Annotated in this window: 30 protein-coding genes; 10 read left to right on the top strand and 20 right to left on the bottom strand. The window is 54.0% G+C overall.

Going from position 1 to position 25,251, the window contains the following annotated elements:
- The first annotated feature begins 2 nt into the window (after positions 1-2).
- Positions 3-428, top strand: coding sequence for a universal stress protein (locus QOL67_RS09080; protein WP_283425656.1), 426 nt, complete (start codon positions 3-5; stop codon positions 426-428).
- Positions 429-472: 44 nt separating this feature from the next.
- Here the strand turns inward: QOL67_RS09080 and QOL67_RS09075 are convergent, their stop codons facing one another.
- The 4 genes from QOL67_RS09075 to accD all read right to left on the bottom strand — a co-directional run bounded on the left by QOL67_RS09075 (position 473) and on the right by accD (position 7,033).
- Complete coding sequence (locus tag QOL67_RS09075; RefSeq protein ID WP_283425655.1) at positions 473-2,458, bottom strand: CocE/NonD family hydrolase; 1,986 nt, start codon at positions 2,456-2,458, stop codon at positions 473-475.
- Between the two features lie 59 nt (positions 2,459-2,517).
- Positions 2,518-4,440: a capsular polysaccharide export protein, LipB/KpsS family gene (locus tag QOL67_RS09070; RefSeq protein ID WP_283425654.1), complete on the bottom strand. Its 1,923-nt coding sequence runs from the start codon at positions 4,438-4,440 to the stop codon at positions 2,518-2,520.
- Positions 4,441-4,718: 278 nt separating this feature from the next.
- Positions 4,719-5,999 (bottom strand): bifunctional folylpolyglutamate synthase/dihydrofolate synthase, encoded by a 1,281-nt coding sequence (locus QOL67_RS09065; protein WP_283425653.1) that lies wholly within the window; start codon positions 5,997-5,999, stop codon positions 4,719-4,721.
- A 92-nt stretch (positions 6,000-6,091) separates the two neighbouring features.
- Positions 6,092-7,033, bottom strand: a complete 942-nt coding sequence (accD, locus tag QOL67_RS09060) for an acetyl-CoA carboxylase, carboxyltransferase subunit beta (protein ID WP_283425652.1) — start codon at positions 7,031-7,033, stop codon at positions 6,092-6,094.
- Between the two features lie 302 nt (positions 7,034-7,335).
- On the opposite strand from accD, the gene QOL67_RS09055 reads away from it, so the two are divergent.
- From QOL67_RS09055 to QOL67_RS09040, 4 genes are all read left to right on the top strand, one after another.
- On the top strand, positions 7,336-8,106 hold the full coding sequence (locus QOL67_RS09055; protein WP_283425651.1) for a DUF6478 family protein: 771 nt from the start codon (positions 7,336-7,338) through the stop codon (positions 8,104-8,106).
- A 23-nt stretch (positions 8,107-8,129) separates the two neighbouring features.
- Positions 8,130-8,507, top strand: coding sequence for a hypothetical protein (locus tag QOL67_RS09050; RefSeq protein WP_283425650.1), 378 nt, complete (start codon positions 8,130-8,132; stop codon positions 8,505-8,507).
- A gap of 67 nt (positions 8,508-8,574) precedes the next feature.
- The gene (locus QOL67_RS09045; RefSeq protein ID WP_283425649.1) at positions 8,575-9,027 is read left to right on the top strand and encodes a potassium channel family protein; all 453 of its coding nucleotides are present in this window, start codon (positions 8,575-8,577) and stop codon (positions 9,025-9,027) included.
- A 56-nt stretch (positions 9,028-9,083) separates the two neighbouring features.
- Entirely contained in the window at positions 9,084-9,590 is a 507-nt protein-coding gene (locus QOL67_RS09040) for a DUF2478 domain-containing protein (RefSeq protein ID WP_283425648.1), read from the top strand.
- A gap of 7 nt (positions 9,591-9,597) precedes the next feature.
- Here QOL67_RS09040 and QOL67_RS09035 read toward each other — a convergent pair whose 3' ends face one another.
- Entirely contained in the window at positions 9,598-10,695 is a 1,098-nt protein-coding gene (locus tag QOL67_RS09035) for an AI-2E family transporter (protein WP_283425647.1), read from the bottom strand.
- Positions 10,696-10,767: 72 nt separating this feature from the next.
- On the bottom strand, positions 10,768-11,532 hold the full coding sequence (locus QOL67_RS09030; protein ID WP_283425646.1) for a sulfite exporter TauE/SafE family protein: 765 nt from the start codon (positions 11,530-11,532) through the stop codon (positions 10,768-10,770).
- A 143-nt stretch (positions 11,533-11,675) separates the two neighbouring features.
- Between QOL67_RS09030 and QOL67_RS09025 the strand changes: the two genes are divergently transcribed.
- Together QOL67_RS09025 and QOL67_RS09020 are read left to right on the top strand one after the other, a co-directional pair.
- On the top strand, positions 11,676-13,364 hold the full coding sequence (locus tag QOL67_RS09025; RefSeq protein ID WP_283425645.1) for an acyl-CoA dehydrogenase family protein: 1,689 nt from the start codon (positions 11,676-11,678) through the stop codon (positions 13,362-13,364).
- Between the two features lie 254 nt (positions 13,365-13,618).
- Positions 13,619-13,921 (top strand): hypothetical protein, encoded by a 303-nt coding sequence (locus QOL67_RS09020; RefSeq protein ID WP_283425644.1) that lies wholly within the window; start codon positions 13,619-13,621, stop codon positions 13,919-13,921.
- Positions 13,922-13,924: 3 nt separating this feature from the next.
- Here the strand turns inward: QOL67_RS09020 and QOL67_RS09015 are convergent, their stop codons facing one another.
- Positions 13,925-14,323 carry a hypothetical protein gene (locus tag QOL67_RS09015; protein WP_283425643.1) on the bottom strand — a complete coding sequence of 133 codons (399 nt, stop codon included), beginning with the start codon at positions 14,321-14,323 and terminating at the stop codon, positions 13,925-13,927.
- An 86-nt stretch (positions 14,324-14,409) separates the two neighbouring features.
- Here QOL67_RS09015 and QOL67_RS09010 point away from each other — a divergent pair, with 86 nt between their 5' ends.
- Both QOL67_RS09010 and QOL67_RS09005 read left to right on the top strand, forming a co-directional pair.
- Positions 14,410-14,970, top strand: a complete 561-nt coding sequence (locus QOL67_RS09010; protein ID WP_283425642.1) for a TetR/AcrR family transcriptional regulator — start codon at positions 14,410-14,412, stop codon at positions 14,968-14,970.
- Entirely contained in the window at positions 14,967-15,359 is a 393-nt protein-coding gene (locus QOL67_RS09005) for an META domain-containing protein (RefSeq protein WP_283425641.1), read from the top strand. Before QOL67_RS09010 ends, QOL67_RS09005 begins: the two co-directional genes overlap by 4 nt.
- Here QOL67_RS09005 and recO read toward each other — a convergent pair.
- Together recO and QOL67_RS08995 are read right to left on the bottom strand one after the other, a co-directional pair.
- Positions 15,346-16,077: a DNA repair protein RecO gene (gene recO, locus QOL67_RS09000; RefSeq protein WP_283425640.1), complete on the bottom strand. Its 732-nt coding sequence runs from the start codon at positions 16,075-16,077 to the stop codon at positions 15,346-15,348. The genes QOL67_RS09005 and recO overlap by 14 nt on opposite strands.
- A gap of 60 nt (positions 16,078-16,137) precedes the next feature.
- Positions 16,138-16,467, bottom strand: a complete 330-nt coding sequence (locus QOL67_RS08995) for a DUF1491 family protein (protein ID WP_283425639.1) — start codon at positions 16,465-16,467, stop codon at positions 16,138-16,140.
- A 72-nt stretch (positions 16,468-16,539) separates the two neighbouring features.
- Here QOL67_RS08995 and QOL67_RS08990 point away from each other — a divergent pair, with 72 nt between their 5' ends.
- Entirely contained in the window at positions 16,540-16,728 is a 189-nt protein-coding gene (locus QOL67_RS08990) for a hypothetical protein (protein ID WP_283425638.1), read from the top strand.
- Here the strand turns inward: QOL67_RS08990 and era are convergent.
- From era to rpoZ, 11 genes are all read right to left on the bottom strand, one after another.
- Positions 16,709-17,617: a GTPase Era gene (gene era / locus QOL67_RS08985; RefSeq protein ID WP_283425637.1), complete on the bottom strand. Its 909-nt coding sequence runs from the start codon at positions 17,615-17,617 to the stop codon at positions 16,709-16,711. The genes QOL67_RS08990 and era overlap by 20 nt on opposite strands.
- A 110-nt stretch (positions 17,618-17,727) precedes the next feature.
- The gene (rnc, locus tag QOL67_RS08980) at positions 17,728-18,408 is read right to left on the bottom strand and encodes a ribonuclease III (protein ID WP_283425636.1); all 681 of its coding nucleotides are present in this window, start codon (positions 18,406-18,408) and stop codon (positions 17,728-17,730) included.
- Between the two features lie 7 nt (positions 18,409-18,415).
- Positions 18,416-19,255 (bottom strand): signal peptidase I, encoded by an 840-nt coding sequence (gene lepB, locus QOL67_RS08975; RefSeq protein WP_283425971.1) that lies wholly within the window; start codon positions 19,253-19,255, stop codon positions 18,416-18,418.
- Positions 19,256-19,324: 69 nt separating this feature from the next.
- Entirely contained in the window at positions 19,325-19,747 is a 423-nt protein-coding gene (gene acpS, locus QOL67_RS08970; protein ID WP_283425635.1) for a holo-ACP synthase, read from the bottom strand.
- Positions 19,744-20,055, bottom strand: coding sequence for a Dabb family protein (locus tag QOL67_RS08965; protein WP_283425634.1), 312 nt, complete (start codon positions 20,053-20,055; stop codon positions 19,744-19,746). Before QOL67_RS08965 ends, acpS begins: the two co-directional genes overlap by 4 nt.
- Entirely contained in the window at positions 20,052-20,678 is a 627-nt protein-coding gene (locus QOL67_RS08960) for a LysE family translocator (protein ID WP_283425633.1), read from the bottom strand. Before QOL67_RS08960 ends, QOL67_RS08965 begins: the two co-directional genes overlap by 4 nt.
- Before the next feature lie 8 nt (positions 20,679-20,686).
- Positions 20,687-21,127, bottom strand: coding sequence for an ABZJ_00895 family protein (locus tag QOL67_RS08955; protein WP_283425632.1), 441 nt, complete (start codon positions 21,125-21,127; stop codon positions 20,687-20,689).
- A gap of 16 nt (positions 21,128-21,143) precedes the next feature.
- Positions 21,144-21,878, bottom strand: a complete 735-nt coding sequence (locus tag QOL67_RS08950) for a pyridoxine 5'-phosphate synthase (protein ID WP_283425631.1) — start codon at positions 21,876-21,878, stop codon at positions 21,144-21,146.
- A gap of 109 nt (positions 21,879-21,987) precedes the next feature.
- The gene (locus QOL67_RS08945) at positions 21,988-22,644 is read right to left on the bottom strand and encodes a DUF2062 domain-containing protein (RefSeq protein ID WP_283425630.1); all 657 of its coding nucleotides are present in this window, start codon (positions 22,642-22,644) and stop codon (positions 21,988-21,990) included.
- 18 nt (positions 22,645-22,662) lie between these two features.
- Positions 22,663-24,798 (bottom strand): RelA/SpoT family protein, encoded by a 2,136-nt coding sequence (locus QOL67_RS08940; protein ID WP_283425629.1) that lies wholly within the window; start codon positions 24,796-24,798, stop codon positions 22,663-22,665.
- A gap of 27 nt (positions 24,799-24,825) precedes the next feature.
- Entirely contained in the window at positions 24,826-25,179 is a 354-nt protein-coding gene (gene rpoZ / locus QOL67_RS08935; RefSeq protein WP_164645922.1) for a DNA-directed RNA polymerase subunit omega, read from the bottom strand.
- Positions 25,180-25,251: the final 72 nt, after the last annotated feature.

The raw sequence follows: 25,251 nt of genomic DNA, 5'->3' as shown, positions 1-25,251 counted from the left end.
ATATGTTTAAGACCCTACTACTGACTGTGGACGTGAACGATCTGAAAGGGTCGGAGCGCCCGGCCGAAGTTGCCAAAACCATGGCAGAGCGAGACGATGCCGAGTTGCACATCATGAATGTCGTGCCAGACTACGGCATGTCGATTGTTGGTTCGTTTTTTAGCGCAGATCACAACAAAGCCATTCTTCAGGAGGCCAAGGTTGCATTGGAAACCTGGGCTGGTGAGCGCTTTGCGGGCCTACCAAAAGTACGCCTGCATGTCGATCAAGGCACCATTTACGATCTGGTGTTGAAAGAGGCTGAAAGTGTTTCTGCCGATGCGATTATTGTGGGCGCACATAAGTCACAGCTGAAAGACTATTTGATCGGCCCCAACGCCGCTCGAATATCGAGGCATGCCAAACAATCGGTCTTTGTCGTACGCTGAAACAAAAGAAGCCCGCCAAAAAGCGGGCTTCTTTTTGCTACTAGTTACTGTCTAGGGACGGAAACGTCCCATTCTCTTTGAAACACCACATATTCTCCCTCTTTGGCCTGTAAGTGGCCCTTGATGAAGAAATTGTCTGCATCAGCGCTCATTTTCAGCTCAGCCTTGACCGCCACGCACCACCCACCACGCGACATGTCTCGTTCCCAAACAAAACTGGCGACTGCAGAGTTTGGATCTGTTTCGGCAATTGAAAACACCTCCCTGTGTCTGGTTCTGCTTTCCAAACCAGTTTCCAGATCCCTCAACACCCCATCATCGCTTTGAATTTCCTGGCGCGTCAAACGTTTGCCAACGTTGCGTATGATGCGCTTGCTCTCGTCGCTAACACTCAACCGCTCTGTTGGCCGAGGGCGTGCCGATTTTGGCGTCTCAAACCGCCACTCGTCACCCTTTGACACATTTCGGATTGGAAGCTCAATCGTACCCAAAACAACATTGAGTGTCGTCAGCTCCGGTTCTGGCCACACAAAAGGCCAGTAGCTCGTCGACAGGGCAACACGTAGCTTATGTCCTTGAGGGACGCGATAAGCACATTGATCCAGAGTGACGACTGCATCGAAGTTTTCTCCTAAAGGCACGTCAATGAGGGTTTCATGCCCATCCCGGTGCCTGAGATTCAAAAATCCGTGGGTTATCAACGTGCTTTCGCCATTTGGATGTACATCACACAGCCGCACCGCAATCTGTGCTTTGGGCGTGTTAGAGCGAAGTCGCAGCCGTAGCTTTGGCGCCCCAACCAAGTCCAGTCCTTCTCCTATTGGCTTCCCATCAAAGCAACTGCAAAGTACGTCATCGGCGCGTTGATCGTCTGGAAGCTCCCCTGGACCAAACCCAAATGGAAAAAACTCTCCCGCCGCTTGCCCTACAGTAATATCCGGCAGAATTTTCTGTTCTGTCGGTGCGGGAATCTCCGAGAGGGTCTCCCCAACCAGGTGAAGAGTCAGAACGCACCCCTTGGAGCCAACACCGTCCGCAATCCACCGCCCTGGACGATGATCATAGGTCACTTGGGGCGGTACACTGTACATGAGCCAGCGGCGCATGTCTGGTAAAGACCCAACTTCGTTCTCCTCGCCCTTCAACCAGTGGTCCCACCACAAAAGCAATTCTCCGAGAAAGTCGATCTGTGGACCCGGAACGGCAAAATGTGGGTATTTGTGGTTCCAAGGACCGACCAATCCCTTTACCGGAGCCGCCAAGTTTTCAACCAAATGGGAAATGGTGTTTCGATATCCATCGTGCCAGCCGCCGACACTTAAAACCGCTGCTTTGATTGCACTATAATCCTCACAAACCGATCCGTGCTTCCAGTAAGCATCTCGATTTTGGTGCTTGATCCAAGTCTCAGCCAAAAACGGCGTGTTTTGGAGCCGCTCCAACCACATCTCGCGCCATTTGGGTCCAACAATTTGGGGATCTGGCGGCAATGCAAACCATCCCAAAACAGTCGCAGCCCAGGCCGGGTTCTCCCCAAGCATGACACCGCCCTTGTAGTGAATATCGTCGGCATATCGATCTACCGTTGAGCACAAACTAGCAACTGCTTTTAATGCGGGAGGCGCTAGAGCCGCAATTTGTAACCCGTTGAATCCGCCCCAGCTGATACCCATCATCCCGACATTGCCGTTGCTCCACTCTTGCTGAGCCAGCCACTCTATTACAGCAACTCCGTCATCCAACTCTTGCTGTGAGTACTCGTCCTGGAAAAGACCTTCGCTGTCGCCACACCCACGCATGTCAACGCGGACACACACGTAGCCGTGCCCTGCAAGGTAAGGATGCGTCAACGCATCTCTTTCCGCGGTCCCGTCCCGCTTTCGATAAGGGAGATACTCCAAGATTGCGGGTACAGGCTCCGTGGTCTTAGGAAACCACATTCGCGCGGACAGGCGCACTCCATCCGGCATTTCGATCCATACGTGGGGTTCCTCCCGAACCCCAAATGGAAACTCATCGACAATCTGCATTGGCGCCTCCCTGCACTGCTGCCACTTTGCAGGGATTCCACCCAAATTGTCAGGAAAAATTATTCCAAAAAAACGCGTATCGATTGGCGCCCACGCTCGCGTTTCTCTTGGCTCCGATAATCAGTTACGAAGCGCCGAAACAATTGCTCACCTATGAAGAATGGTAAAGCCGTGCGGCGCTCGCCTTCAGGAACCAAATCAATTGACAAAAACGCACGCCAATCGTCCTGCGCAATGCCAAACCGAGTTTTGCCAGATATCGCAGGCGCGACCAATTGCAAGTCGACGAGGTATTGCGCGGCTGCGCGTGACACCGACGTCCAATGCGCCCCCCGGATGTTGATCCCACACAAGGTGGTGTCTTTGAACACAAGGTTTTCAGCCGAGAACCATGCCTGTCCATGAATTTGTTTGATTTCCATGCCCTTGATCAAACGAGCGCGTTTGGTCAGGTCAGACAGCAGCCTTTCCAATAAAGAGCAATCCCCATCGTCTTCGATATTGTCCAAAGACCACTCTTTTAGATTCTTCAGTCGGAACAGCGATGCCAGTTCTGTTTGCTTAATCCGAGCCTGCGTTGCGGCTTCAAGCCACTCTGCACCCATGCGTACAAACTTGGATCGACGAGGGCCTGAGGCCCCTGCAATCTTTTGCGCTAAAGGTACACCCGGCACTTGGCTCACGCACAAGACACCATACTCTTCATGGGCGAAAATAGCTTTTTCAGCAAAAAACTGCTCTGAGACCATGATGTCTTGCAAGTAGCTTGTCTCAGCGACACGCGCGCGTACGTCCCGCTGGCCTTCTGCCGATAGGTGCCGACAAACACGCACCTTCTGGTCACCGATTGCCCCAATAAATTCATGATAGTCTTCATCGATTATCAAACTGCGCCGAAGTTTTACAGATTTTGCCTCGGTGAGCCCTCGGAACAACCGTTGCGTTTCGTCAATTGCCTGTTTGCTCCTGGGCCCTACCTGGTTTTCCGATGTCGCACCGCTGACCTCCCGGAGCCCTAACCGATCCTCAGCGAACCCCATCTTCTCAAAGATCTGAAGAAGCTTGTCTTCCAACAACCAATCCTCGACAGACACGGCATAGTTTGAAAAGTACCAGTGCAAATACTTTGCGTAGTCATGCTGGCTGACCAAAGCTGCATGCAGCGCTGTTGGAAAATCGTTGGGATTGCACACTGTTTCAACAACGTGGTGGAAATCGGATTTTCCAAAAAGGATCGCCGGTTTTCCATGCATGAACCCTTCCATGGCAACTGCGGAATTATAGCTGACGGTCACAGAACATTGGCGGAGAATGTCATGTACATTGGCGTCGGTTGGCTCAACCGGCAACCCATCCTGAAGGAGATTTAGGATTAACTGAGCATCATCAAGCTGTTTGCTCACCGGGTGCGCCTTGACCACAACAGTTCGCCCGCCTGCATTCTCCGCAACAGTACGCAACAACGTCTCATTATCGCAATATGCTGTGCCTTGTCGGTGCGGATTATCGCCCTGAAGAAAGACGGCAATGCACCCGTCAGGAATTTCAGTCACTTCATCTTTTGGGCCGTACCGTGACCGACGTTTTTTCACCAAGCGGTCATGCAATCCTCGGAACTTCGAATTGGCGAGTACAGCATTCACCTCAGTTTCAGAAAACTTGGCGTCACCGGCCATACTTTCCGCCAACACACCTTGCGGATCGAGGTGGAAATAAGGTGGTAAATAAGCCAGCGCCGTATTCAGGGCGTTGTCTTGCTGAACCATGCCATTTTCAATGACATGTAAGTTCTCAGATTCTAAACGGTCGGACCAATCCGACCGTTCCATCGACCGTAGCGTTTCGTGGCGGCGACGCACTTCGACCTCGCCTCCTCGAGGCACAATTAACGCATGAATCTTATGAAAAAGAGCCAAATGGGTCAGTTCCAGATAGTTCTCATGGAACTGCTTGGGCAGATGAAACACAACCTTGGCGGCCAAACTTGCCTCCATAAACAAAAGCCATATCTCATACCAACCATACGAGCGCTGGTGTCCACTCCACATTCCATCAGGCGGCACAGAGGGCATCTGCGGCCGGCATTATAAGGGGGGCCGATTGCCCCCCATTTTCCTGCCTGCCTGTCCGTAGATCGCTTCGCTGATTGTAGTGGTATTTGGGCGAAAGAGACGTTCCGTAGAACTATACGTGCACTGATTCGCTTCCGTCAACTGGATGATCCCGTTTCAACCGACCGACCTTAAGAGGCGTCTCCGACTTAACTGTTTTCTCGGAGCACTGCGCCAGCAAGATAAAGCGATCCGCAAATCAATATGCGACTTTCAGGCGACTTGGACACAATGTCCTTAAGCGCGGCCAGGACACTGACACTCTCGGTTGCCTGCATACCCGCTTGCCGTGCAGATTGCGCCGTTTGAGAGGCCGGAAGCGTATTGCTCTCGCCGGGAATGGAAACCGCAGTCAAACCTTCGGAAATCTTTGCGAGCGGTGTCAGATACCCAAGAATATCCTTGGTGTTCAACATCCCACAGATGAGATGGGTCGGCCGCTTTGGCAAAGTTGAGATAACGTCTGCCAACGCCTTGCCTGCAGCCGCGTTATGCCCCCCGTCGAGCCAAACCTCTGCGCCAGCCGCAGCGTCAACCAAAGGTCCGCCGTTCAATCGCTGCATACGCGCGGGCCAAGAGACCTTTGTCATGGCGGCTTCGCAAGCCACCTCATCTGCACCTAAGTGGCGCAATGCCGCCAGCGCAGCGCCTGCATTTTGTACCTGATGTGCGCCAGCCAGCGCAGGAAGAGGAAGATCCAGCAATCCGCGCTCATCTTGAAAAACGAGACGCCCGCGTTCTTCAGACACGTGCCAGTGCTGGCCGTAAGCAATCAACGGCGCACTAAGACGCATCGCAGCATGTTCAATCACATCCATGGCCTCAACAGATTGTGGACCAACAACACAGGGAACGCCACGCTTGATGATACCTGCTTTTTCCGCCGCAATTTCAGCGACGGTTTCCCCCAAGAACTGTTCATGATCTTTGGAAACAGGCGTGATGACGGTTAATTCAGGTGCGGTGATCACATTTGTCGCATCCAAGCGCCCACCCAAACCAACCTCCAGCAACGTGTAGTCGGCAGACGTGCGTGAAAACGCCAGAATGGCGGCACAGGTGGTGATCTCAAAGTAGGTGATGTTCTGCCTGTTATTAGCTTCCCAACACTCGTCCAAAACCGCCGCTAAATGCGCTTCATCAATAAGCTCGCCCGCCAAGCGGATGCGTTCGTGAAATCGCGCCAAGTGCGGGCTGGTATAGGCATGAACCTTATCCCCTCGGCCTTCAAGACCAGCGCGGATCATGGCCTGTGTGCTGCCTTTACCATTGGTCCCCGCCAGATGCACAACCGGAGCCATCTTTTTTTGGGGGTTGTCCAGTACGTCCAGAAGGCGCCACATACGATCCAAGGTCAGATCAATAATTTTTGGGTGAAGCGCCATCATACGGGCGAGGATTGTGTCCGACGTATCATATTGAGCGACCATGAAGCACTCCATCAAAAAAGGGGCTGTTAAACAAAACGGGCCCTCGGTTTATGTTCCGAAAGCCCATTTCTCTCGACGCGTAAGCGACTGATTTATTCCGTTTTCGCCTCTTCGGGTTTTTCGTCCGGCGTCTCAGTTGCAGTTTCTTCCTTTTGAGGTGCAGGCAGGTCGCCCGCTACCGCAGGAGGCATGCCCATAAGCATTCGGATAATCAACACCAACTCGGCTTTGAGCTCGGTCCGCTTTGTCACGCGATCAAGCATACCGTGGTCCAGCAGATACTCGGCGCGCTGAAAACCTTCAGGCAACTTCTCTCCGATGGTCTGCTGAATCACCCGTGGGCCAGCAAAACAGATCAGCGCATTGGGTTCGGAAATCTGTACATCGCCCAGCATCGCATAAGACGCCGTTACACCACCGGTTGTCGGATGTGTGAGAACAACGATATACGGCAAGCCTGCTTCTTTGAGCATCTGCACCGCAACGGTTGTGCGGGGCATCTGCATCAAAGAAAGAATGCCTTCCTGCATCCGCGCGCCACCTGCGGCCGAAAACAACACAAGCGGACGATTCAGTGCGATGGCACGCTCCGCAGCGGCAATAATCGCGTTACCGACATACATCCCCATGGAGCCGCCCATAAAGGAGAAGTCCTGACACGCGGCCACAATTGGGGTTCGACCGATATCGCCTTCAGCCACCAACATGGCTTCTGCCTCGCCCGTCTTTTTCTGCGCGGCCTTCATGCGCTCTGGATATTTTTTCTGATCTCGGAACTGCAGAGGATCAGCTACCGGTTCTGGTACATCCACCTCGACAAACACGCCTCCATCAAACAATGCCTCAAAGCGATCTCGTGGGGAAATCGACATATGATGGTCGCATTGCGTGCAAACGTTTTGGTTGCCCTTCAATTCACGGTGAAACAACATCGTCCCGCATTCATCGCACTTGGTCCAGAGATTGTCTGGAACTTCTCTACGAGAAAAGATCGAGTTGATCCGCGGACGGACGTAGTTGGTGATCCAGTTCATGTGATCAGTGTCCTCTGGTTCCAATCTCGGATGAGATAAGACGCTACGTCAGAAAATGCAATCTCAGTCATGCTCCAGTGGCGTCCCCATATCCCTTTTTGGCTCCTTTGAAAGGTACATTTCAACGTCACTTACAACCGAAGTACTTCATTTACGGAACAGACACTGGGCAACACACTGAAAATTCATGGGGATAGGACTGAATGGACATTTGTCCTATCGCAACCATTTCGCTAAATAATCATAACGAAGGCCGCAGATCGTTTCGCCGCCAGCAACAATGAGACATGGTTCCAAGCCAAATGGCAAAAAGCAGACGTTTTTTTCAGCAGGCGCTACAAAGCGGATTGTCACGGTATTGGGCGCGCAATGCTCGCAAGGCCTCTGAAGCGGATATTGCCACCTTACGGGCGCAACGGCGCAGAGCCAGAACCCTTCGTCAATATCTGGATACTGTGATTGCGGTTTCCGAAAGCCGTTTGGCTCTGCCCATCATTGGCTCCAACGCCTTTCCCAAGCCCCATGGGACAGATTGGTCGTGGCGCCCGGCTCTGTGGCGAGAGCCTATTCCAGCAAAAGGCCGTGCCGCGGTGGAAAACAAAGAAATGCTGGGCGAGGAAGTCACGCTCTTCCATGACTGTCGCATTTCTGAGCTCACCCTGCGACAGCTCAGAAACCACAGGGAAAAAGACCTCGCACCGTTTGGCCTGCGTATGGACGTTTTTCGGTTTGACGGCTCGTTTCTATCTTTGGTGATCGACATGCCACAGGAAGCAGTTTCAGGCCTTAAGCGGGAACATGTTGTGCGGATGGACACAATTGTTGAGATGGAAAAACCGCTCGAAATATTTGCACGCTTGAATATCCGCCATGGGCCAAACACAGAACAAATCGTGCGCGAACTGCCGCTTCAGGCCGAAGACATTCGGGTCGAGTTTGATTTGGCGTATTCAAACCTCAACGAAAAGAGGGTCGAGAAAATGTGGATCGACCTGATTTTTGAGGGCCCCGAGATGAACCAGGTTGTCCTCCGGGACGTCACATTCTCCCGCCGTCCACGAGCAGAGTTCTGAAACAAACACAAAGGGATGGCCACATGAGCGAACTAACGCTGACAAAAACCCGCCTATTTGAGGGCATCTGGGAAGGGGTTCTAAAATGTTCGGAAGGCACCCGCGCGAAGCCGCGGATTGACGTCACTTACTTGGGCGAGCCGGTTCAGGATGTTTCGGTTGATCTAGCAGATGAGCCTGGTCTCTGGCGACTGCGTTTTCCTATTCCGAAAGAAAGCATCTCAGACGGCGTTCAAACTGTGGTCATTACTGAACACACAACCGAAAAACGGCTCGACACCGTCAGCTTTATTGCCGGCGAAGCCTTGGCAGGTGATCTACGTGCAGAAATCGACCTCCTGCGCGCGGAGTTGGACATGTTGAAGCGGGCGTTTAGACGTCATTGCGTTGAGACGATGTGACCATTTGGCAGGCTTGTTCTTCGCCTGATCGCGTGCAAGTTTTGCGTCGAGCAACGAGAGCGACTCCATGACACCAGACACACTAGCGATGAGCCAACACGATCAGCTGTTGTGGGGATCCGTAGTTCTTAGCGTGTGTGCCCTCATTCATGTCGGCCTGCTGGCCGCGATGATTGAGGCGCTGGCTCATATTGGCCGCTGGGTCAAAAATCGGTCTCGCATGCTAAGAACAACCGTTGTTGTTGGTGCGGCCTTTGTCATGATCGTGAGTTCACACACCATTCAGGTTTGGCTCTGGGCGGCGGTACTGCTCAATATGAAAGCCTTTGATTACCTTTACGACGCACTCTATTTCTCACTCGTAACCTATACGACCGTGGGATATGGCGACGTTGTTTTACCCGTCGAATTTCGCGTTTTTGGCGCGTTTGGCGGAGTAACCGGCATTTTGTGCTTTGGTATTTCCACCGCATTCCTAGTTTCTCTCATAAACAAGCTGCTCCCCAAGTCTCTGGACTAAGATCTTGGGGCAAGATGGTATTTGCTTTCTGAAAACACCGACCTATTTTCAAAGTCATGATGAAAATTGCATACACCATGGCGCATGGACGCGGAGAGTTGGACCTTCTGTTGTCCGATTTGGCAGAACGCTTGGAAGCACGCGGTCTTAAGACGCGTGGGATCGTACAAACCAACACCGAATGCGGCACTGCGCAAGGATGTGACATGGATGTACGTATTTTGCCAAATGGTCCGACCATTCGCATTTCGCAAAATTTGGGCAAAGAAGCACAAGGCTGCCGACTTGATCCGGATGCAATGGCAACTGCGATAACGGCTGTTGGACAATCCATGCAAGCCGACTTTGACGTTTTCCTGCTCAACAAATTTGGCAAGCAGGAAACAGAAGGCGGTGGATTTCGGGATTTACTGGCGGATGCGCTGGAAAAAGATGCGACGGTTATTGCGGGTACAAACCCTTTAAATGCTGAGGTGTTTGAGGAGTTTTCAGGCGGCATGGCGACCAATGTGTCAGCTGACATCGAGTCCTTACTGGCCTGGTATGATCAGGTAAACCAATAGGTCGAGGTCAGGCCTCTTCACCAACATCAATCTCTTGCAACCAGGGTATCTCTCCATCATTGGTTAGCAGAATTGCCACGGGTCTGGTGGCACGGAAAAATGACATGATGGTCATAATTCCAGAGGTTAATATGACTGACAGGATGGCACCAATCAGGCCCCAGACCGCAGCCCACGATGCCAACGACACCATCACAATCACAGGGCTCAAGTTCATGGATCGCCCCATGAGACGCGGTTCCCAGAAATACCCAACACCAAATTGCGCGCCGCTGAGCGCAGCAAACAACAGCACGACGTCCATATTTAGCCCCCAATCACCAACCGCAAAAAGCATGGGCAACGCCATCGCAATCCATGACCCAACGTAAGGGATGTAGTTGAAGATCGCTGTGGTCACAGCAAAGAAGGCGGCAAATTCTAGCCCAAAGAACAGAAAGATCACCCAGCACAGAACGCCGAGCACCACGTTGATCAAGGTCTTGGTGGTAAAATAGGTGCCAATTTGCGCGGTAATCAAATCGATGGTTTGCCACACATTGGACTGCGATTGGTGATCCGGAACGATTGCGGCGACTTTTTTTGGAATACTGTCCCGTTCAATCAGAAATAAGATGGCGTATAGAAAGACAAGCGCCAGGTATCCGGCTGAGTAGCTGACCGAATTTACCGTCATACGGATGAGCCGCTGAATGTCGATATTGTCAAACAACAGGCGATCCAACGATTGCCACGTCAGTTCAAACTCCACATCGAAGCGGGCAGCCACCTCGGACGACGTATGAGACAGGCGCTCCAAATAATCTGGCATTGCCCGCACAACCGGGTCTAAGTTTCTCGCAAAAAAACTGATCAAACCAGCAAGCACAATAAAGAGCACAACGGTTGTCAGCATCGTGCGCAGCCAACCTGGCACATATTTTGAGTAAAGAGGGATGCGGCCCATGAAGCGGGAAATGCCATCCATCAGGAAGGCCAGCAGAGCTCCCAGCACGATGGGCACAAGGATTGCCTGAGCAGCATTTAGAAACCAGCCGGTGGCAATAGCGGCCAAAATGGCAAGGCTCAGAGAAGCCACGCGCAGGGATGTGTTGATCTGTGACACCGTTGATATACTCCTTGCACGTCCGCGTTATCCTACCGCTCAGGCAGGCAGGAGCAAGCTGAGAAAAGGCGCCTAGAAAAATGCCCGGCGAATGAGGTTTAGGGAAGCAAGCAGCAACACCACAAGCGTCATGCGCCGAAACATTTTCTGGTCAATTCTATCCGAAACCTTTGTTCCCACCCACATGCCTAACATGGCGGGAATTACCAGAAAAAACGACAAGGGCGCCGTTTTGACGTTCAGCACACCAGAACCCAAATGAGCAAATAAAAGTGCCACTGCTCCCAGGCCATAGATTACACCCTGGATTCTGATTTGCTCCGTCTTCTCCGTGCCAATTGCAGTTAGATATGAGACCGTGGGAGGTCCCCAAACGCCTGACACGCCGCCAATTGCTCCCGCAAATGCGCCAACCGCAACTTCACCTCGCGCAGTGGGTTTTGCGATGCGCAGCGGACGGCCAAACAGTTGCAAAACAACAAACATGGCAACTGGCGCACCAATCATGACCAACAACACATTTTCTGGTACCCAGCGGACAAACTGGGCGCTGACACCCATGACGATGCCCCCCGCAATCAGAAAGCGCCGGAAACGCTTTAAGGATTGCCATGCCGCCCCTGCGCCATGCCTGAAGGCTTGAAAGCCATTGCTGGCCAATGTTGGAAAGATAAGACCCGCCAGGGCAATTTCGGGAGAAAGAAATGTACTTAGCCCTGAAATCAAGACCATAGGCATGCCAAAGCCAACCATGCCTTTGATAATCCCTGCAAGCAGCCCAACGCTCGCACAGAAAACCAAAACTTGAGGTGCATAGTCCAGAAACAGAGAATCCATACCTTGCTATAGGCCTCAAAGCACACACCAACAAAGACTTCACGCGAAACAAACGACCAAAGTTGGCGCGCAATTCGTATTTTTGTTGCGCTGCACCTGCAAAGGGATTATGTCACACTGCAGCATTTGAGGGCTTTTGACGTATGGCGCATGATGGACAGGACTTGGCTATGACAAACTCAGTGATTCTTCCTGATCTTCTGAAATTGACCGGAGCGGCTGTTGCGCCGATGGAGAGTATTCTGGAGGCCGCGATTGCGCGGGTGAAAGAGACTGTCTCTGAAAATGGCCGGGTTTCGGGGAAGCTCATCGAGCAAAACCAAACGGCGGCCCATGGCCTGAGCTGGTTGGCCACATATGCCCAGTCGTTAAAGCAAATGCAGGCTTGGGCAGAAAAGCTGGATGGCGAAGGCAAATTTGGGGAGATCGAACAGATCATTCACCAAATCGCTTTTGGAGAATACCTCTGGCAAGTCTATGGCGGCATTCCAATGAGCCAGGGTGAGATTGTGCGCTTGCAGGATCTTGGTCTCACGCAAGATGAAACCCGCGGCCTGATGGCGGCAGAGGTCATGACGTTGTGTGACAAAGGCAACTCCCAAGCCGCGCGCATGCGTCTTGTAGAGTTGATGCAGGAGCAGGCGGCCAACATCACTGTGGGCCAGAGCGGCCTTGACGACGAGCTTGAAATGATCCGCGAACAGTTCCGCCGGTTTGCAGTGGATCGCGTAGAGCCCAATGCCCATGAGTGGCACCTCAAGGACGAGCTCATTCCAATGGAAATCATTGAAGAGCTTGCGGAAATGGGCGTGTTTGGCCTGACCATTCCAGAGGAATACGGCGGATTTGGCCTTTCCAAAGCCTCCATGGTTGTGGTCTCCGAGGAGCTGTCCCGCGGCTATATCGGTGTGGGTTCCTTGGGCACCCGCTCTGAGATCGCGGCGGAGTTGATTCTTTGCGGCGGTACGGAAGAGCAAAAACAACAGTGGCTGCCAAAACTCTCCAGTGCGGAAATCTTGCCGACGGCTGTCTTTACAGAGCCAAACACTGGCTCTGATCTTGGTTCATTGCGCACGCGCGCTGTGAAAACTGAGGACGGCAACTGGGAGGTAACAGGCAACAAAACCTGGATTACTCACGCGGCCCGCACACAAGTGATGACCCTTTTGGCCCGCACCAATCCAGACTCTCCCGATCACCGCGGACTGTCCATGTTCCTGGCTGAAAAAACTCCCGGCTCTGAGGAGAACCCCTTCCCAACAGAGGGCATGACCGGCGGCGAAATCGAGGTGCTCGGCTATCGAGGCATGAAAGAATACGAGCTGGCCTTTGACGGTTTTAAAGTCAAAGGTGAGAATCTGCTTGGCGGCGAAGAAGGCAAAGGTTTCAAGCAGTTGATGGAAACCTTCGAGTCGGCTCGCATCCAAACCGCGGCGCGTGCGATTGGTGTTGCGCAGTCTGCGCTGGACGTGGGCATGCAGTATGGCATCGACCGTAAGCAATTTGGAAAATCGCTGATCAACTTCCCACGGGTGGCCGGAAAATTGGCCATGATGGCGGTAGAAATCATGATCGCCCGCCAGCTGACGTACTTCTCTGCTTGGGAAAAGGACCATGGACACCGGTGTGATCTTGAAGCCGGCATGGCCAAACTTCTGGGCGCCCGTGTGGCCTGGGCCGCAGCGGATAATGCCCTGCAAATTCATGGCGGTAACGGCTTTGCGTTGGAATACAGCGTGAGCCGCATCCTGTGTGACGCGCGCATCCTCAACATCTTTGAAGGTGCAGCGGAAATTCAGGCACAGGTGATTGCGAGACGTTTGCTGAGCTGACACCCGCTCTCAGTTAGACAGCAGACTTTGCGCGGCTCCTTCGGGGGCCGCGTTTTTCATTTTTCACATATTAACAAGGAATCGGCAGCTAAAATCCGCCGAAATCTACGTCGGTATTACGTCGGTATCGCGACTGTTTTGCGGTGGTGCGTATTTCAAGGCAGACTGTCCCGAGAGAAATGAACGCAACGTGCGCTGTTGCGGCGATTTGTGCCACAAACTGCGTGCACCGACACAATAGAAGGAAGCCCCACATGCGCTGTATCACCATCACATATGACTACGACGGGGACGACATGGTGTGGGTGGCCACCTGCGAAGCCTTCATCAATGCAGTGGGCAATGATCCCGCAGCTCAGGGGTTCTCCTACCAAGTGGCCGTGGCCGACAATGGCGTAACACGCATTCATTGGGGACGTTGGGACAGCGAGGCAACCCTGAAGCACGTTCAGAGCCAAGAGTATTTCGCCACATTCGCAGCGCGTGTGAAAGAGTTTGCCGACGGCGCCCCAAATGCGGTGGTCGCGACACCACGCGACCACACCAGCAATTGGTGACGGTCAGGCAGTAGCCGCGCGTCGTGCCGGGGTGTTGTCCGCACGGATACCCATTGCAATTACGGCTGAGATAAGCCCGAAAATAATCCACTGCGGCATGACCGTGAGGTTGCCAAGTAACGCCATGCCGTAGGCTACGAAAAGCCCGACAAATCCAAGTTGTGTTGCAATCATCAGCCAAGCGAGCGGCGCGTTGGGATTGCGTGAGAGCCAAGCACAGCCCGCGCCAAAGACCAACAACATCACAGTCACGGCGTGCCAGACCACCGCCCCAACGGCGCGGACAGCCGGGTGCAGATCGCTCTCCTGAATCGGTACGTGTATTTCCGGCCCTCCCAAAAACACATGCACGCCGGTTGTCAAAAATAATAGCCCCGCCGCAGTCATCATCCACTTGTTCATTACAGCCTCCAAAATCCATACGCCATCGTATGGTCAGGAGTGACTCCTTTACTTGCAGGAGTCAATACGCTGCCGTATGTTTAGGCATGGCAAAACGACTTTCAAAAGATGATTGGATCAAAGCTGGTTTCCTGGCTTTGACAGAAGCAGGCCCCAAGGCCCTCAAGGCGGAACCATTGGCGCGGCGCCTTGAAGCTACAAAGGGTTCATTTTACTGGCATTTTGACGATGTCCCGACATTTCATGCAGCGATGATGGAGACATGGGAAACCCGTGCATTTGCTGAGATCGTAACGCTGGTTGATCAACAGGGATCGGCGGTGCGAAAATTGCGCGAATTGGTGCAAATTGCCGCAGCAGGACCACCGGAGGATTTTGGCGGCATTGCAGCGGAACCATCTATCAGAGCCTGGGCGCGCGACAATACAGATGTCGCAGAAGCTGTTGCACAGGTGGATATAAAGCGCATGACCTATGTGCAGGAATTGTTTGAAGAGATTGGATTGAGCAATCCAGAGTTGACGCGCGTGTTTTATGCCGCCTTGGTAGGTATGGAAGAGCTTTCCACACATGACGGGATCGCAAATGGACCGGCGCTGGGAACTCTAGTGGATTTGATATTGGCATTATATGAGGCGGATAGATGAGATTTGGATTTCTTGCTGTAACGGCAATCTTGGGATTGGCCGCGTGTGACCCAACAGATACGCTCACAAAACACGGTGGCATGAACTACGACTGGCAATTAAGCGAAGTAGACGGCGCGCCCGTTGACTATTCGGCGGTGGTTGCGTTTGGCCCACATGGCAGCGTTAATGGCATGGGGCCGTGTAATGGATTTTCCGGTTCACAAAGAAAACCGTACCCTTGGATTGCGATACAAGTTGACTTCGTTGAGGAGCTGTACTGCTCCGACATCGACGACGAAGAAGCCTTTTTGACCTCTATGATGGAAATGACTTTGGTGGAGGTGTCTGGCGACCGCTTGCTAATGAGCAATGATGCCGGACGCGAGATGGCGTTTAGGGGGCATTAAGCCGCCGCCGAAAGAGATCCACAAAACGGGCGCGGGCCTCTGGCAAAGGCTTGTTGCCAAGGTCCGGAGCCAGTTTTTCGGATAGAAAATAGCCAGTGGTTGAGAGCGCTTGAAGGATTTCGCCGTCAGGCGCATCCCCTTCATCTCGCAGAATTGGCGGAAGAGGCAAAAGGCGGTCTGCCCACTCCCCCGCCCCCTTTGAGGACACCGCGCGGCCGGATTTTGGGGACACATAGATCAGGTCTTGGGTGCTGCCTGTGACCGCACATTCGGTGAGATCAAGGCCATAGCCAAGCTCCGTCAAAAGCGCTATTTCCCATTTCAAATAGGCAAGTGGCCAGAGGTCATTTTGCCCCAAGAGATCAAGCAGTTGACTGCTTTTGGCGTAAAGTTCTGAATGCGGCTCACGATCCGGCAAACAGAAAGCCAGTAAGGCTGTTACGGCATTGAGGCCTGCAAGCGCAAATCTGTCTGATAGGGCCGCCGCACGCGATCGCATCGGTTCAACAGTGAAACTGCCAATGTGATCCGCCAAACGCGCCCGCCAGGCGAGGTCAAGCTGTCCACCCGGCTGGAGAATAGGGGTCATCTTTCGGCTCACGCCGCCACGTACCACACCTGCATGGCGACCGTGATCTGCCGTAAAAACCTCCAAGATCACCGAGGTTTCTCCGTGTTTGCGTGTGCTGAGCACAAAGCCCTGATCGCGCCAGTCCATGGCCTCTCCTTTGTATGCAGAAAAGCCTTTGGTTGGCGGAAAGGAAAGCAGATTATTATCTTAATCTGACAGCCCTGGTTCGTCCAACAAATGGCGACCTTGGCGATCTTCAACCTCGATCACCCAAACATCGGTATCAAAACTGCGTTGCCGAGCCAGGGCAGCATCGACCTCGGCCTCTTCACCTTCAGCGAGAGTAACCCATTTGCGATCTCCAGTCATAAGGTCAAAGCTGCGCTGAAAAACAATGGCGTTGCCGTCCAGTGTATTGAGCTTCACCAATACCGCACCGGCAGTGTCGTCACCATGCGCCACGACAAAGGCGGGTATATCGGTCAACCGTAAACGCGCCAAATAGGCGTGCACCCAAAACTCCGCTGTTAACCGCATGACAACTCATTAAACCTATGGTAGTAGATCACACCCGCCTTGCGGGTAATTGGTATGCAAGGACTTTGAAAAATGCGCCCGGAACTCAAAATTCCATGGACGGTGCGGCTTATGTTTTTGGCTGCGTTGGTACTTATTGGGCTTGAGGCCGCAGGATTGATCCCGTCCGAAAAAATGTCCGCAAACCACATTGCGATCGCGCTGTTTGCCGTGGCTGCAATCGTTTGGGGCTTGATAGCCGTCATGCGTTTCCGTCGCTGAACTTAAGTCCCATTTCGGAATATCGTTCTTTCTCTTCGAGCCAGTTCGGGCGGACTTTTACCTGCAAGAATAGGTGGATGCGGCGCCCCATGAATTCTTCAAGCTCTTCACGCGCAGCCTTTGAGACTGCCTTGATGGTCTCACCTTTGTTGCCCAGCACAATGCCTTTATGGCCATCGCGCATCACATAGATCATCTGATCAACGCGGGCGGAGCCGTCTTTGCGCTCATCCCAGCTCTCGGTTTCCACCGTCATCTGATACGGCAGTTCCTGATGCAGGCGCAGGGTCAGCTTTTCACGGGTGATTTCGGCAGCAATCATGCGCATTGGCAGATCAGCGATCTGATCTTCCGGATACAACCATGGGCCTTCTGGCAGCTCCTTGGCCAACCAAGTGCGCAGATCAGCACAACCAAAGCCTTTTTCAGCCGAGATCATAAAGGTTTCGATGAAGGGATAGCGCTCGTTCAGATCTTGGGTCAGTGCCAAAAGCACATCGGATTTCACGCGGTCAATTTTGTTGATTGCCAGCGCGACCCGGCGTCCTTCACCAAACTCTTGTAGGCGCTCCAGAATGGCTTCGACACCTTTGGTCACGCCACGATGCGCCTCGACCATCATCACAATCACATCGGCATCTGCCGCGCCACCCCAAGCGGCCGCCACCATGGCGCGGTCCAAACGACGGCGTGGGGCGAACAGACCGGGTGTATCCACAAACACCAGCTGGCTCTCACCTTCCATGGCCACACCACGGATGCGGGAGCGGGTGGTTTGCACCTTATGAGTCACGATCGAGACCTTTGCCCCCACCATTTGGTTGGTGAGCGTGGATTTGCCCGCGTTGGGCTCTCCGATTAGGGCAACGAATCCGGCGCGTTTGGTCATAGGGTCTGCCTTTGTGTCAGCCATTTTACGAGTTAAGGCGCGTCTGTAGCTTACTTTGCCAAGTAGGGCTAGGGTTAGCTTTGCAAGGGCGCTATGCAACTACCTTGTACTTAACTGTTCACTTGCGCCAATAGTGCGCTGGCGGCAGCTTGCTCCGCTTTGCGTTTGGAATTGTCCGTGGCTTGTGCAGAAGCACCGTTTTCAAGCTTTGCAGCAATGGTGAACACTGGTGCGTGATCCGGACCAGAGCGTTTGACCAATTCGTACTTGGGGGGCGGTAGTTTTCGAGCTTGCGCCCATTCCTGCAGCGAAGTTTTAGGATCGCGCGCGTCGGCGTCAACGGTGTGCACACGAGCGCCCCAAAGACGCAAGATCAATGCCTTCGCAACGTCAAAGCCGGCATCGCGGTAGACAGCCGCCAACACAGCTTCCATTGCGTCGCCCAGCAGCGCCTCTTTGCGGCGTCCGCCAGACATCATTTCGGAACGCCCCAGCTTGAGAGCCTCACCAAGATCAATCTCGCGGGCCACGTCCGCGCAGGCCTCTTTGCGCACCAGCGCGTTAAAACGAGGGGCCAAGGTACCTTCGGCGGCGGATTTGTCGTGTTCCAAAAGCGCTTCTGACATCACCAATCCAAGCACCCGATCGCCCAGAAATTCCAGGCGTTGGTTGTCCTGGCGTGTGGGAGAGGACATCGAGGAATGCGTGACCGCGCGCACCAACAGATCGGGGCGGGAAAAAGTGTGTCCCAGCCGCGCTTCAAGCGCTTTTAAATCTGCAGAGAGCTTCACGGCCTAATCACTCCACGCCTTTGAAGAACCGATCACTGCGCCACGTCCAGAAGGCAAACATCGACCGGCCAGCCGAAGAGAACATGATGCGGTCCGCACGACCAATCAAGTTTTCATATGGCACAAAGCCCACGCCGCGCGCGGCTTGTGGCACACGGCTGTCAGTGGAGTTGTCGCGGTTGTCGCCCATAAAGAAGAAGTGGCCTTCGGGCACGGTATAGACACCGGTGTGATCCGATTGCTGATCCGTGATGTTCAGTGTGCTGTAGCTCACCCCGTTTGGCAGGGTCTCAATGATCCGAGACTTGGCGCAAACACCACCATTGCCAACCGGACCGTTTTCGCAACGTGGGCGATGGCCTTGGGGACCTTGCGGGCCATATTCCTCGCGGAACACGCCGCCGTCTTCACGTTTCACCGCAACACCGTTGAGATGCACAACGCCATTCTTGATCTGTACTTTGTCGCCGGGCAAACCGATCAAACGTTTGATGAAATCAAAACCGGTCACTGGATGGCGGAACACCACAACATCGCCACGCTCAGGCTCGCCGCCCATAAAGCGATCATTGCTGCCTTTGCCCATCCAGCCGCAAAGATCTTTGGCATCCACATTCACGCCAATGGCCGGGATACGCACCGAAGGACAAGATGAATAGGAGTAGCCATAGGTCATCTTGTTCACAAACAAGAAATCCCCAATCAGCAGAGTGTCTTTCATGGAGCCTGATGGAATCCAGAATGGCTGAAAGAACAGGGTGCGGAACACACCGGCGATCAAGAGCGCCCAGAAGATCGTTTTGATGGTCTCGACGATGCCGCTGTCGCTTTTGGCTTTTTCCGCCATAGGGTCTGTCTCCGCTCGATTTACAGCCATTTTTGGTCTGAGGTTACATGCGGGCGCGCGGCCTTACTGTCAACCCGACGGCGTGGACTCTTCTGTGATTGCACGGGCTTCAATCACCACAAACGCCTGCGCCCAGGGGTGATCATCGGTCAAAGTGACGTGAATAATCGCCTCATGCCCGGGGGGGGTCATTTTCTCCAAACGCTCCTTGGCCCAACCGGTGACTTCCATAACAGGTTGGCCAGAGCGCAGATTGGACACGGCCATGTCTTTCCAGCTGATGCCCATTGCAAGACCCGTACCGAGCGCCTTTGAGCACGCTTCTTTGGCTGCCCAGCGCTTCGCGTACGTGCCAACGGAATCACGGCGCCGTTCAGCTTTGGCCTGTTCAATGTCGGTGAACACGCGATTTTTGAAGCGATCCCCAAACCGGTCGATTGTGCCCGCGATGCGGTCGATGTTGGCGAGATCGGAGCCTATTCCGAGGATCATGCGGACACCTCTATATCATAAACGACGATGCCATCTGCACCGTCTTGGCACAGGCTGACAAGTTTTGCGCCAAGAGCCTTGTGCTCTGGATGGTCCGCATAAGCTTGCAATGCCGCTTCATCTTTGGCGTCAAACATGAAGCCAAAAGGATGATTGGGAGATTTGCCTTCAAAATCCCGGTTTGGGCCAGCAGCAAACCCACAACAGCCATCCAGCGCCTGCACAAGGTCAGCCAATCCCGCCAGGACAGCTTTCAACTCCTCTTGAGCACCCGCCGGCACATTCAGCATCACGCAGTGGCGGATCATTGCAGCCTCGCTGTCAGGATTTTGTAACCCGCAAAGCCAAAAAAGCCCGCAAAGGCGAAGTCAAAAGCGCGGCTGGCGCGGCGATATCCCCGCACAATGGCAGGAGAGGAGAATAGGAAGGCGTAACCGATGAAGATCAGAATTGAGCCCGCAAACAGCGCGGCAAAGTAACCAAACAATGTGGCCGGGGTGGCATCTGCCGGAGCTACGATTGCATAGATTGACGCCCAGCTGAGAATGGCTTTGGGGTTGGTGATGTGCACCGCCGCGCCTTTGGCAAACAGCGTTTGGAAGTTCCCTTTAAAAGGCGTGCCTGCAGCGGCGGTTGTGTCTTTGGCAATGGCACGCTGGAGGGCTTTGACCGCCAGCCAGCCAAGATAAGCTGCACCGGCATATCGCAGGAGCTCAAATATCCAGACATTGGCCAACATAACGGCGGAGAGGCCCAGGGCAGCGGCGATACCCCAACTGGCAGACCCAGCGAGAATGCCCAGCGCAAAAGCCAAAGCGGACCGACGACCTTCGGACATGGCGGTGCCGGCGATGCCCATGGTCGCGGGCCCAGGGGAGCCGCCGGCCATGAGCCATGCAATCCAAATTGCGATGAACTCCGGAGTGATCATAAGAGAGCCTAAACCTTGCTCGCGGCCTTTATGCCGCCGCGCACACCCATCCCAAGAAATATCCGGTTGGTGACGTAGACCAACACAACCAATCCCACGATCACCAGCGCCCAGACTTGCAGGCTGATCACCGAAAGAACTGACAACATATCATATCCCAAAGCCGACATCACGCCAATCGAAAGGCCTGCATAGACCAGCTGAATACCTGCGGCCACGGCCGTCAGCGGCCAAGCGAGACGCCAGGCCATCGCCTTGGGCAAAGGTGTTTGAGTGAGTTTTCCGTGGCGCATGCCCAAGTCTTGCGCCGCCGTTATCGCAGGCAACCAGACACTCATACCAGCAGGCAGATCGGTGCTTGTCCATTGGGCCAAGGCCATATCAACCGCTGTTACAACCAGCATAATCGCGCCATAAAAGTATGCGTAACGCCGCAAATTTAGTTCCATGGAAGTCCTTTCAGGGTCATGCCCGTGCATCATCCATGAGGCGGCGCATTTCTTCAATTGCAGGGGCAAGACCGCGGAAAATCGACTCACCAATCAGGAAGTGCCCGATGTTGAGTTCCATCACCTCTGGCTGTGCTGCGATGGGTTGCACGGTCTCGTAAGTCAGACCGTGGCCGGCGTGCACTTCGAGGCCGAGAGCGTGGGCAAAACTGGCCATATTAGTCAGGCGAGCCAACTCAGCATCGCGCTCTTCAAACCGACCTTCGGCGTGAAAATCACAATAGGCGCCGGTGTGCAGTTCAATGACCTGAGCCCCGATGCGATTGGCTGCTTCAATTTGGGCTTCATCCGCCGCAATGAAAATCGACACACGGCACCCGGCGTCCCGCAGTGGAGCGATGAAATGCGCAAGTTTGTTTTCCTCACGGGCCACTTCGAGGCCGCCCTCGGTGGTGCGCTCCTCACGCTTCTCCGGCACGATGCAGACCGCATGTGGTTTGTGGCGCAGAGCAATGGCCTGCATCTCGTCGGTCGCTGCCATCTCAAAGTTGAGAGGTACGGAGAGGGCCTCCATCAACGCGTCGATATCTGCATCTGCGATATGGCGGCGATCTTCGCGCAGGTGGGCGGTGATGCCGTCAGCACCGGCCTCTTCGGCGAGTTTGGCGGCACGCACGGGATCCGGATAAGCTGAGCCACGTGCGTTGCGCACTGTGGCCACGTGGTCAATATTCACTCCCAAACGCAGCATCGCACATTCTCCAGGTTCGTTTGATCAAATTTGAGGCGAGACTACGGGCAGTGCGACGCAAGGAAAACCGATTTTTTGTGTGGGTACAATTTCGGGGCAACCGAGGTGGTCAGCTGTCCTGCTGGATATTGGCAGCTTGCTCTTCAGCAAGGGCGCGGGCTTTTGCGATGCGTTTGGCAAATTTGGCGGACCGGCGTTTTTGATACGCGCGGATCACCGGCACAGAGAGGTAATACATCACGGTTGCGGTGATGATGCCCGGAATGATGCCACCAATCATGTAGGGGTAAAACACCTCGTCAAAGAAGATGCGCAAGCCATGCCAATCCGCCACATCATCCGTGAACATGGCCCAGAAGTTGTACCAAAGATCCGCACCCGCGTTGGCAAATTTTCCGGCCAACGTGCCTTTGTCACCCTCTTCAAACTCGGTGCCAAGCAGGAAGTGCCCGGTCTTGAGAGACACCACGCCAATCGGCAGATAGGTCAGTGGATTGCCAAAGAAGGTGGCCAGCAAGGCGGCCAGAAAATTGCCGCCAAGGATACGCGCCAACAGCGCCGCGACCACAAAGTGCATAGTATAAAACGGCGTAAAAGTGGTGAAGACCCCCGCCCAGATACCACGCCCGATGGTTTCCGCGGATCCTGGCAAACGGTGCAGGCGGTGTTGCACGTATCGTGCCGCCCGTCCCCAGCCGCCGCGGGGATAGAAAAACTCTCCAATGATGCGGAGAAACGGTCTTCTATCGCGGCGCTTAAATACCACGGGGGTTCCTCGAATTTGTCAGGTCGCGAGCGGACTGCGGACCAAATCTGGGTTTCTGTAGCGTTCGATTTCGGCCACGTCGGTTTCTGCTTCCAAGGCCAGCATCAGCTTGTGCAGATGCTCGGCGTCACCAAGATCCACACTGATCAGAAGTCTGTAAAAATCCGGTTTCCGGTCCAAGAACACCATGTCAGAGATATTGGCCTTGTTCTCGCCAATCAATGTGCAAAGTCGCCCCAGAACCCCAGAATCATTCCCGATCGTGATCAACAGTTGAACCGTATAGATCGGCTTGTGTTTGCCTGCGTGCCAATGCAAATCAAGCCAGCGTTCCGGCTGGTCTTCGTAGTTGGACAGCGCGTCACAGTCGATGGCGTGCACCACCACCCCTTGGCCACGGTAAGTGATGCCTACAATGCGCTCTCCAGGGAGCGGCTGACAACACAGGGCACGCTGAAAGCTCTGATCCACAGACAGGCCGATCACAGCCCGTTCTGACGCCACTTCGTCGGTCTCCGCAGGAGCCAGGTCAGGGTAGACGGTTTGCAACACTTCTTGCGCCGTGAGTTCAGCGGACCCCAAACGCGCCAACACTTCGTCCTTGTTTTTCAGACGCAAATGCTTGGCCGCGAGACCAAGCGCCTTGTCAGTGGATTTCTTACCCACATGCTCAAAGGCGGATCGGGCCAATTCCGCCCCCAAGCGCACATAGCGGTCTCGATCCATCTCGCGCAGGGCGCGGCGAATAGCAGTGCGAGCCTTGCCGGTCTTGGCAATATCGAGCCACGTGGCCTGCGGCATCTGTCCTTCAGCGGTGATGACTTCAACCGATTGACCATTTTTGATCCGGGTCCAGAGTGGTACACGACGATGGTCGACCTTGGCACCAACACAAGCGTGGCCAATGCGCGTGTGGATCGCATAGGCAAAATCAATAGGGGTTGCACCGCGCGGCAGCTTCACCACTTCGCCTTTGGGCGTGAAGCAGAAAACCTGATCCGAATACATCTCTAGCTTAACAGCTTCGAGGAAGTCTTCGTGGTCTTCTTCCGCATCAAATTGTTCAGTCAGGCCGGAAATCCATTTCACCGGATCAACCGCAAAAGGGTTTTCGCCACGCACACCATCTTTGTAAGACCAGTGGGCCGCGACACCGGATTCCGCCACGTCATGCATTTGGCGAGTGCGGATTTGCACTTCGACACGGCGGCCATTGCGGCCAGACACAGTGGTGTGAATAGAGCGGTATCCGTTGGATTTTGGCTGGCTGATGTAATCTTTGAACCGTCCAGGCACCGCACGCCAGCGCTGGTGAATCATGCCTAATGCGCGGTAACAGCTGTCTTCGGTATCGGTAATGATGCGAAACCCATATATGTCGGACAGGCGAGAAAAGCCTTGGTCCTTCTCCTGCATCTTGCGCCAAATGGAATAGGGTTTTTTGGCACGGCCAAAGACTTCGCCTTCAACACCATTTTCCCCCAGCACCAGACGCATGTCCGCGGTGGTGCGTTCGATCACATCGCCGGTTTCTTTTTGCAGCGTGATGAAACGACGCATGATGGAGGCCCGTCCATCCGGGTTGAGTACCTTGAACGCAAGATCTTCGAGTTCGTCTCGCATCCATTGCATCCCCATGCGGCCCGCAAGTGGCGCATAGATATCCATGGTTTCACGCGCCTTTTGACCCTGTTTGTCAGGGCGCATGGCTTTGATAGTGCGCATATTGTGCAGACGGTCAGCCAGTTTGACCAAAATCACCCGCAGGTCTTTGGACATGGCCATGAACAGCTTGCGGAAGTTTTCCGCCTGTTTGGTTTCAGACGACGACAGTTGCAGGTTGGTCAGCTTGGTCACACCGTCGACCAAGCCCGCGATCTCCCCGCCGAACAGTTCTTCTACGGACTCATAGGAGGCTTTGGTATCCTCGATGGTGTCGTGCAAAAGCGCCGTGATGATGGAGGCATCATCCAGGTGCTGTTCGGCCAGAATCCAGGCCACTTCAATGGGGTGAGTGTAATAGGGTTCGCCAGAGTGGCGAAACTGACCATCATGCATCTCGCGGCCATAGTCATAGGCCGCGCGAATCAAGTCTTCATTGGTCTTGGGATTGTAGGCGCGAATGAGATTTACGAGATCGTCCGCAGGGATCATTTGCGCCCACCCATAGTCCTTGAGGGCTTAGCCCTGACCTTGCGCTTCCATCAGGGCACGCAGCAGTTTTTCTTCGGACATGTCGTCCTCTTGAGGTGTGTCCGGCTCTGAGCCCATAAGAAGCGCCATGCGGTCTTCTTCTGGTTCGTCAACTTCGATCTGGCTCTGGTTCGCCTCGATCAGACGCTCACGCAGTTCATCTGCTGTCTGAGTTTCCTCAGCAATCTCACGCAGAGCAACAACTGGATTTTTGTCGTTATCACGATCCAGAGTGATTGCGGCACCAGCAGACACCTCACGGGCACGGTGGGACGCAAGCATCACCAGCTCAAAGCGGTTTTGAACTTTGTCTACGCAGTCTTCAACGGTCACGCGGGCCATCGGGTACTCCAATTGTTATGGATCGAGTCAGAAATCGAGTGTGTAAGGGGGATTGTACCCCTTGACAAGCAG

This window comes from Shimia sagamensis (assembly GCF_900182745.1).
In the GTDB taxonomy this organism is placed as follows: domain Bacteria; phylum Pseudomonadota; class Alphaproteobacteria; order Rhodobacterales; family Rhodobacteraceae; genus Shimia; species Shimia sagamensis.
The sequence above is the reverse complement of the archived record's forward strand: the minus strand, read 5'-3'. Positions and strand labels throughout refer to the sequence as shown.

Coding starts and splice junctions, on each gene's coding strand:
- recO (WP_283425640.1), bottom strand. CDS start 16,077: ATGGACTGGCGCGATCAGGGCTTTGTGCTCAGCACACGCAAACACGGA.
- acpS (WP_283425635.1), bottom strand. CDS start 19,747: ATGATCCTCGGAATAGGCTCCGATCTCGCCAACATCGACCGCATCGCG.
- QOL67_RS08995 (WP_283425639.1), bottom strand. CDS start 16,467: ATGCGGTTAACAGCGGAGTTTTGGGTGCACGCCTATTTGGCGCGTTTA.
- QOL67_RS09010 (WP_283425642.1), top strand. CDS start 14,410: ATGGCAAAACGACTTTCAAAAGATGATTGGATCAAAGCTGGTTTCCTG.
- QOL67_RS09015 (WP_283425643.1), bottom strand. CDS start 14,323: ATGAACAAGTGGATGATGACTGCGGCGGGGCTATTATTTTTGACAACC.
- QOL67_RS08965 (WP_283425634.1), bottom strand. CDS start 20,055: ATGATCCGCCACTGCGTGATGCTGAATGTGCCGGCGGGTGCTCAAGAG.
- QOL67_RS09065 (WP_283425653.1), bottom strand. CDS start 5,999: ATGGTCGCTCAATATGATACGTCGGACACAATCCTCGCCCGTATGATG.
- QOL67_RS09050 (WP_283425650.1), top strand. CDS start 8,130: ATGAGCGAACTAACGCTGACAAAAACCCGCCTATTTGAGGGCATCTGG.
- rpoZ (WP_164645922.1), bottom strand. CDS start 25,179: ATGGCCCGCGTGACCGTTGAAGACTGCGTAGACAAAGTTCAAAACCGC.
- QOL67_RS08960 (WP_283425633.1), bottom strand. CDS start 20,678: ATGATCACTCCGGAGTTCATCGCAATTTGGATTGCATGGCTCATGGCC.
- era (WP_283425637.1), bottom strand. CDS start 17,617: ATGACCAAACGCGCCGGATTCGTTGCCCTAATCGGAGAGCCCAACGCG.
- QOL67_RS09080 (WP_283425656.1), top strand. CDS start 3: ATGTTTAAGACCCTACTACTGACTGTGGACGTGAACGATCTGAAAGGG.
- QOL67_RS09025 (WP_283425645.1), top strand. CDS start 11,676: ATGGCGCATGATGGACAGGACTTGGCTATGACAAACTCAGTGATTCTT.
- QOL67_RS09005 (WP_283425641.1), top strand. CDS start 14,967: ATGAGATTTGGATTTCTTGCTGTAACGGCAATCTTGGGATTGGCCGCG.
- lepB (WP_283425971.1), bottom strand. CDS start 19,255: ATGGCGGAAAAAGCCAAAAGCGACAGCGGCATCGTCGAGACCATCAAA.
- QOL67_RS08950 (WP_283425631.1), bottom strand. CDS start 21,878: ATGCTGCGTTTGGGAGTGAATATTGACCACGTGGCCACAGTGCGCAAC.
- QOL67_RS08940 (WP_283425629.1), bottom strand. CDS start 24,798: ATGATCCCTGCGGACGATCTCGTAAATCTCATTCGCGCCTACAATCCC.
- QOL67_RS09020 (WP_283425644.1), top strand. CDS start 13,619: ATGCGCTGTATCACCATCACATATGACTACGACGGGGACGACATGGTG.
- QOL67_RS09030 (WP_283425646.1), bottom strand. CDS start 11,532: ATGGATTCTCTGTTTCTGGACTATGCACCTCAAGTTTTGGTTTTCTGT.
- QOL67_RS08955 (WP_283425632.1), bottom strand. CDS start 21,127: ATGGAACTAAATTTGCGGCGTTACGCATACTTTTATGGCGCGATTATG.
- QOL67_RS09075 (WP_283425655.1), bottom strand. CDS start 2,458: ATGCAGATTGTCGATGAGTTTCCATTTGGGGTTCGGGAGGAACCCCAC.
- accD (WP_283425652.1), bottom strand. CDS start 7,033: ATGAACTGGATCACCAACTACGTCCGTCCGCGGATCAACTCGATCTTT.
- QOL67_RS09045 (WP_283425649.1), top strand. CDS start 8,575: ATGACACCAGACACACTAGCGATGAGCCAACACGATCAGCTGTTGTGG.
- QOL67_RS09040 (WP_283425648.1), top strand. CDS start 9,084: ATGATGAAAATTGCATACACCATGGCGCATGGACGCGGAGAGTTGGAC.
- QOL67_RS09055 (WP_283425651.1), top strand. CDS start 7,336: ATGGCAAAAAGCAGACGTTTTTTTCAGCAGGCGCTACAAAGCGGATTG.
- QOL67_RS08990 (WP_283425638.1), top strand. CDS start 16,540: ATGCGCCCGGAACTCAAAATTCCATGGACGGTGCGGCTTATGTTTTTG.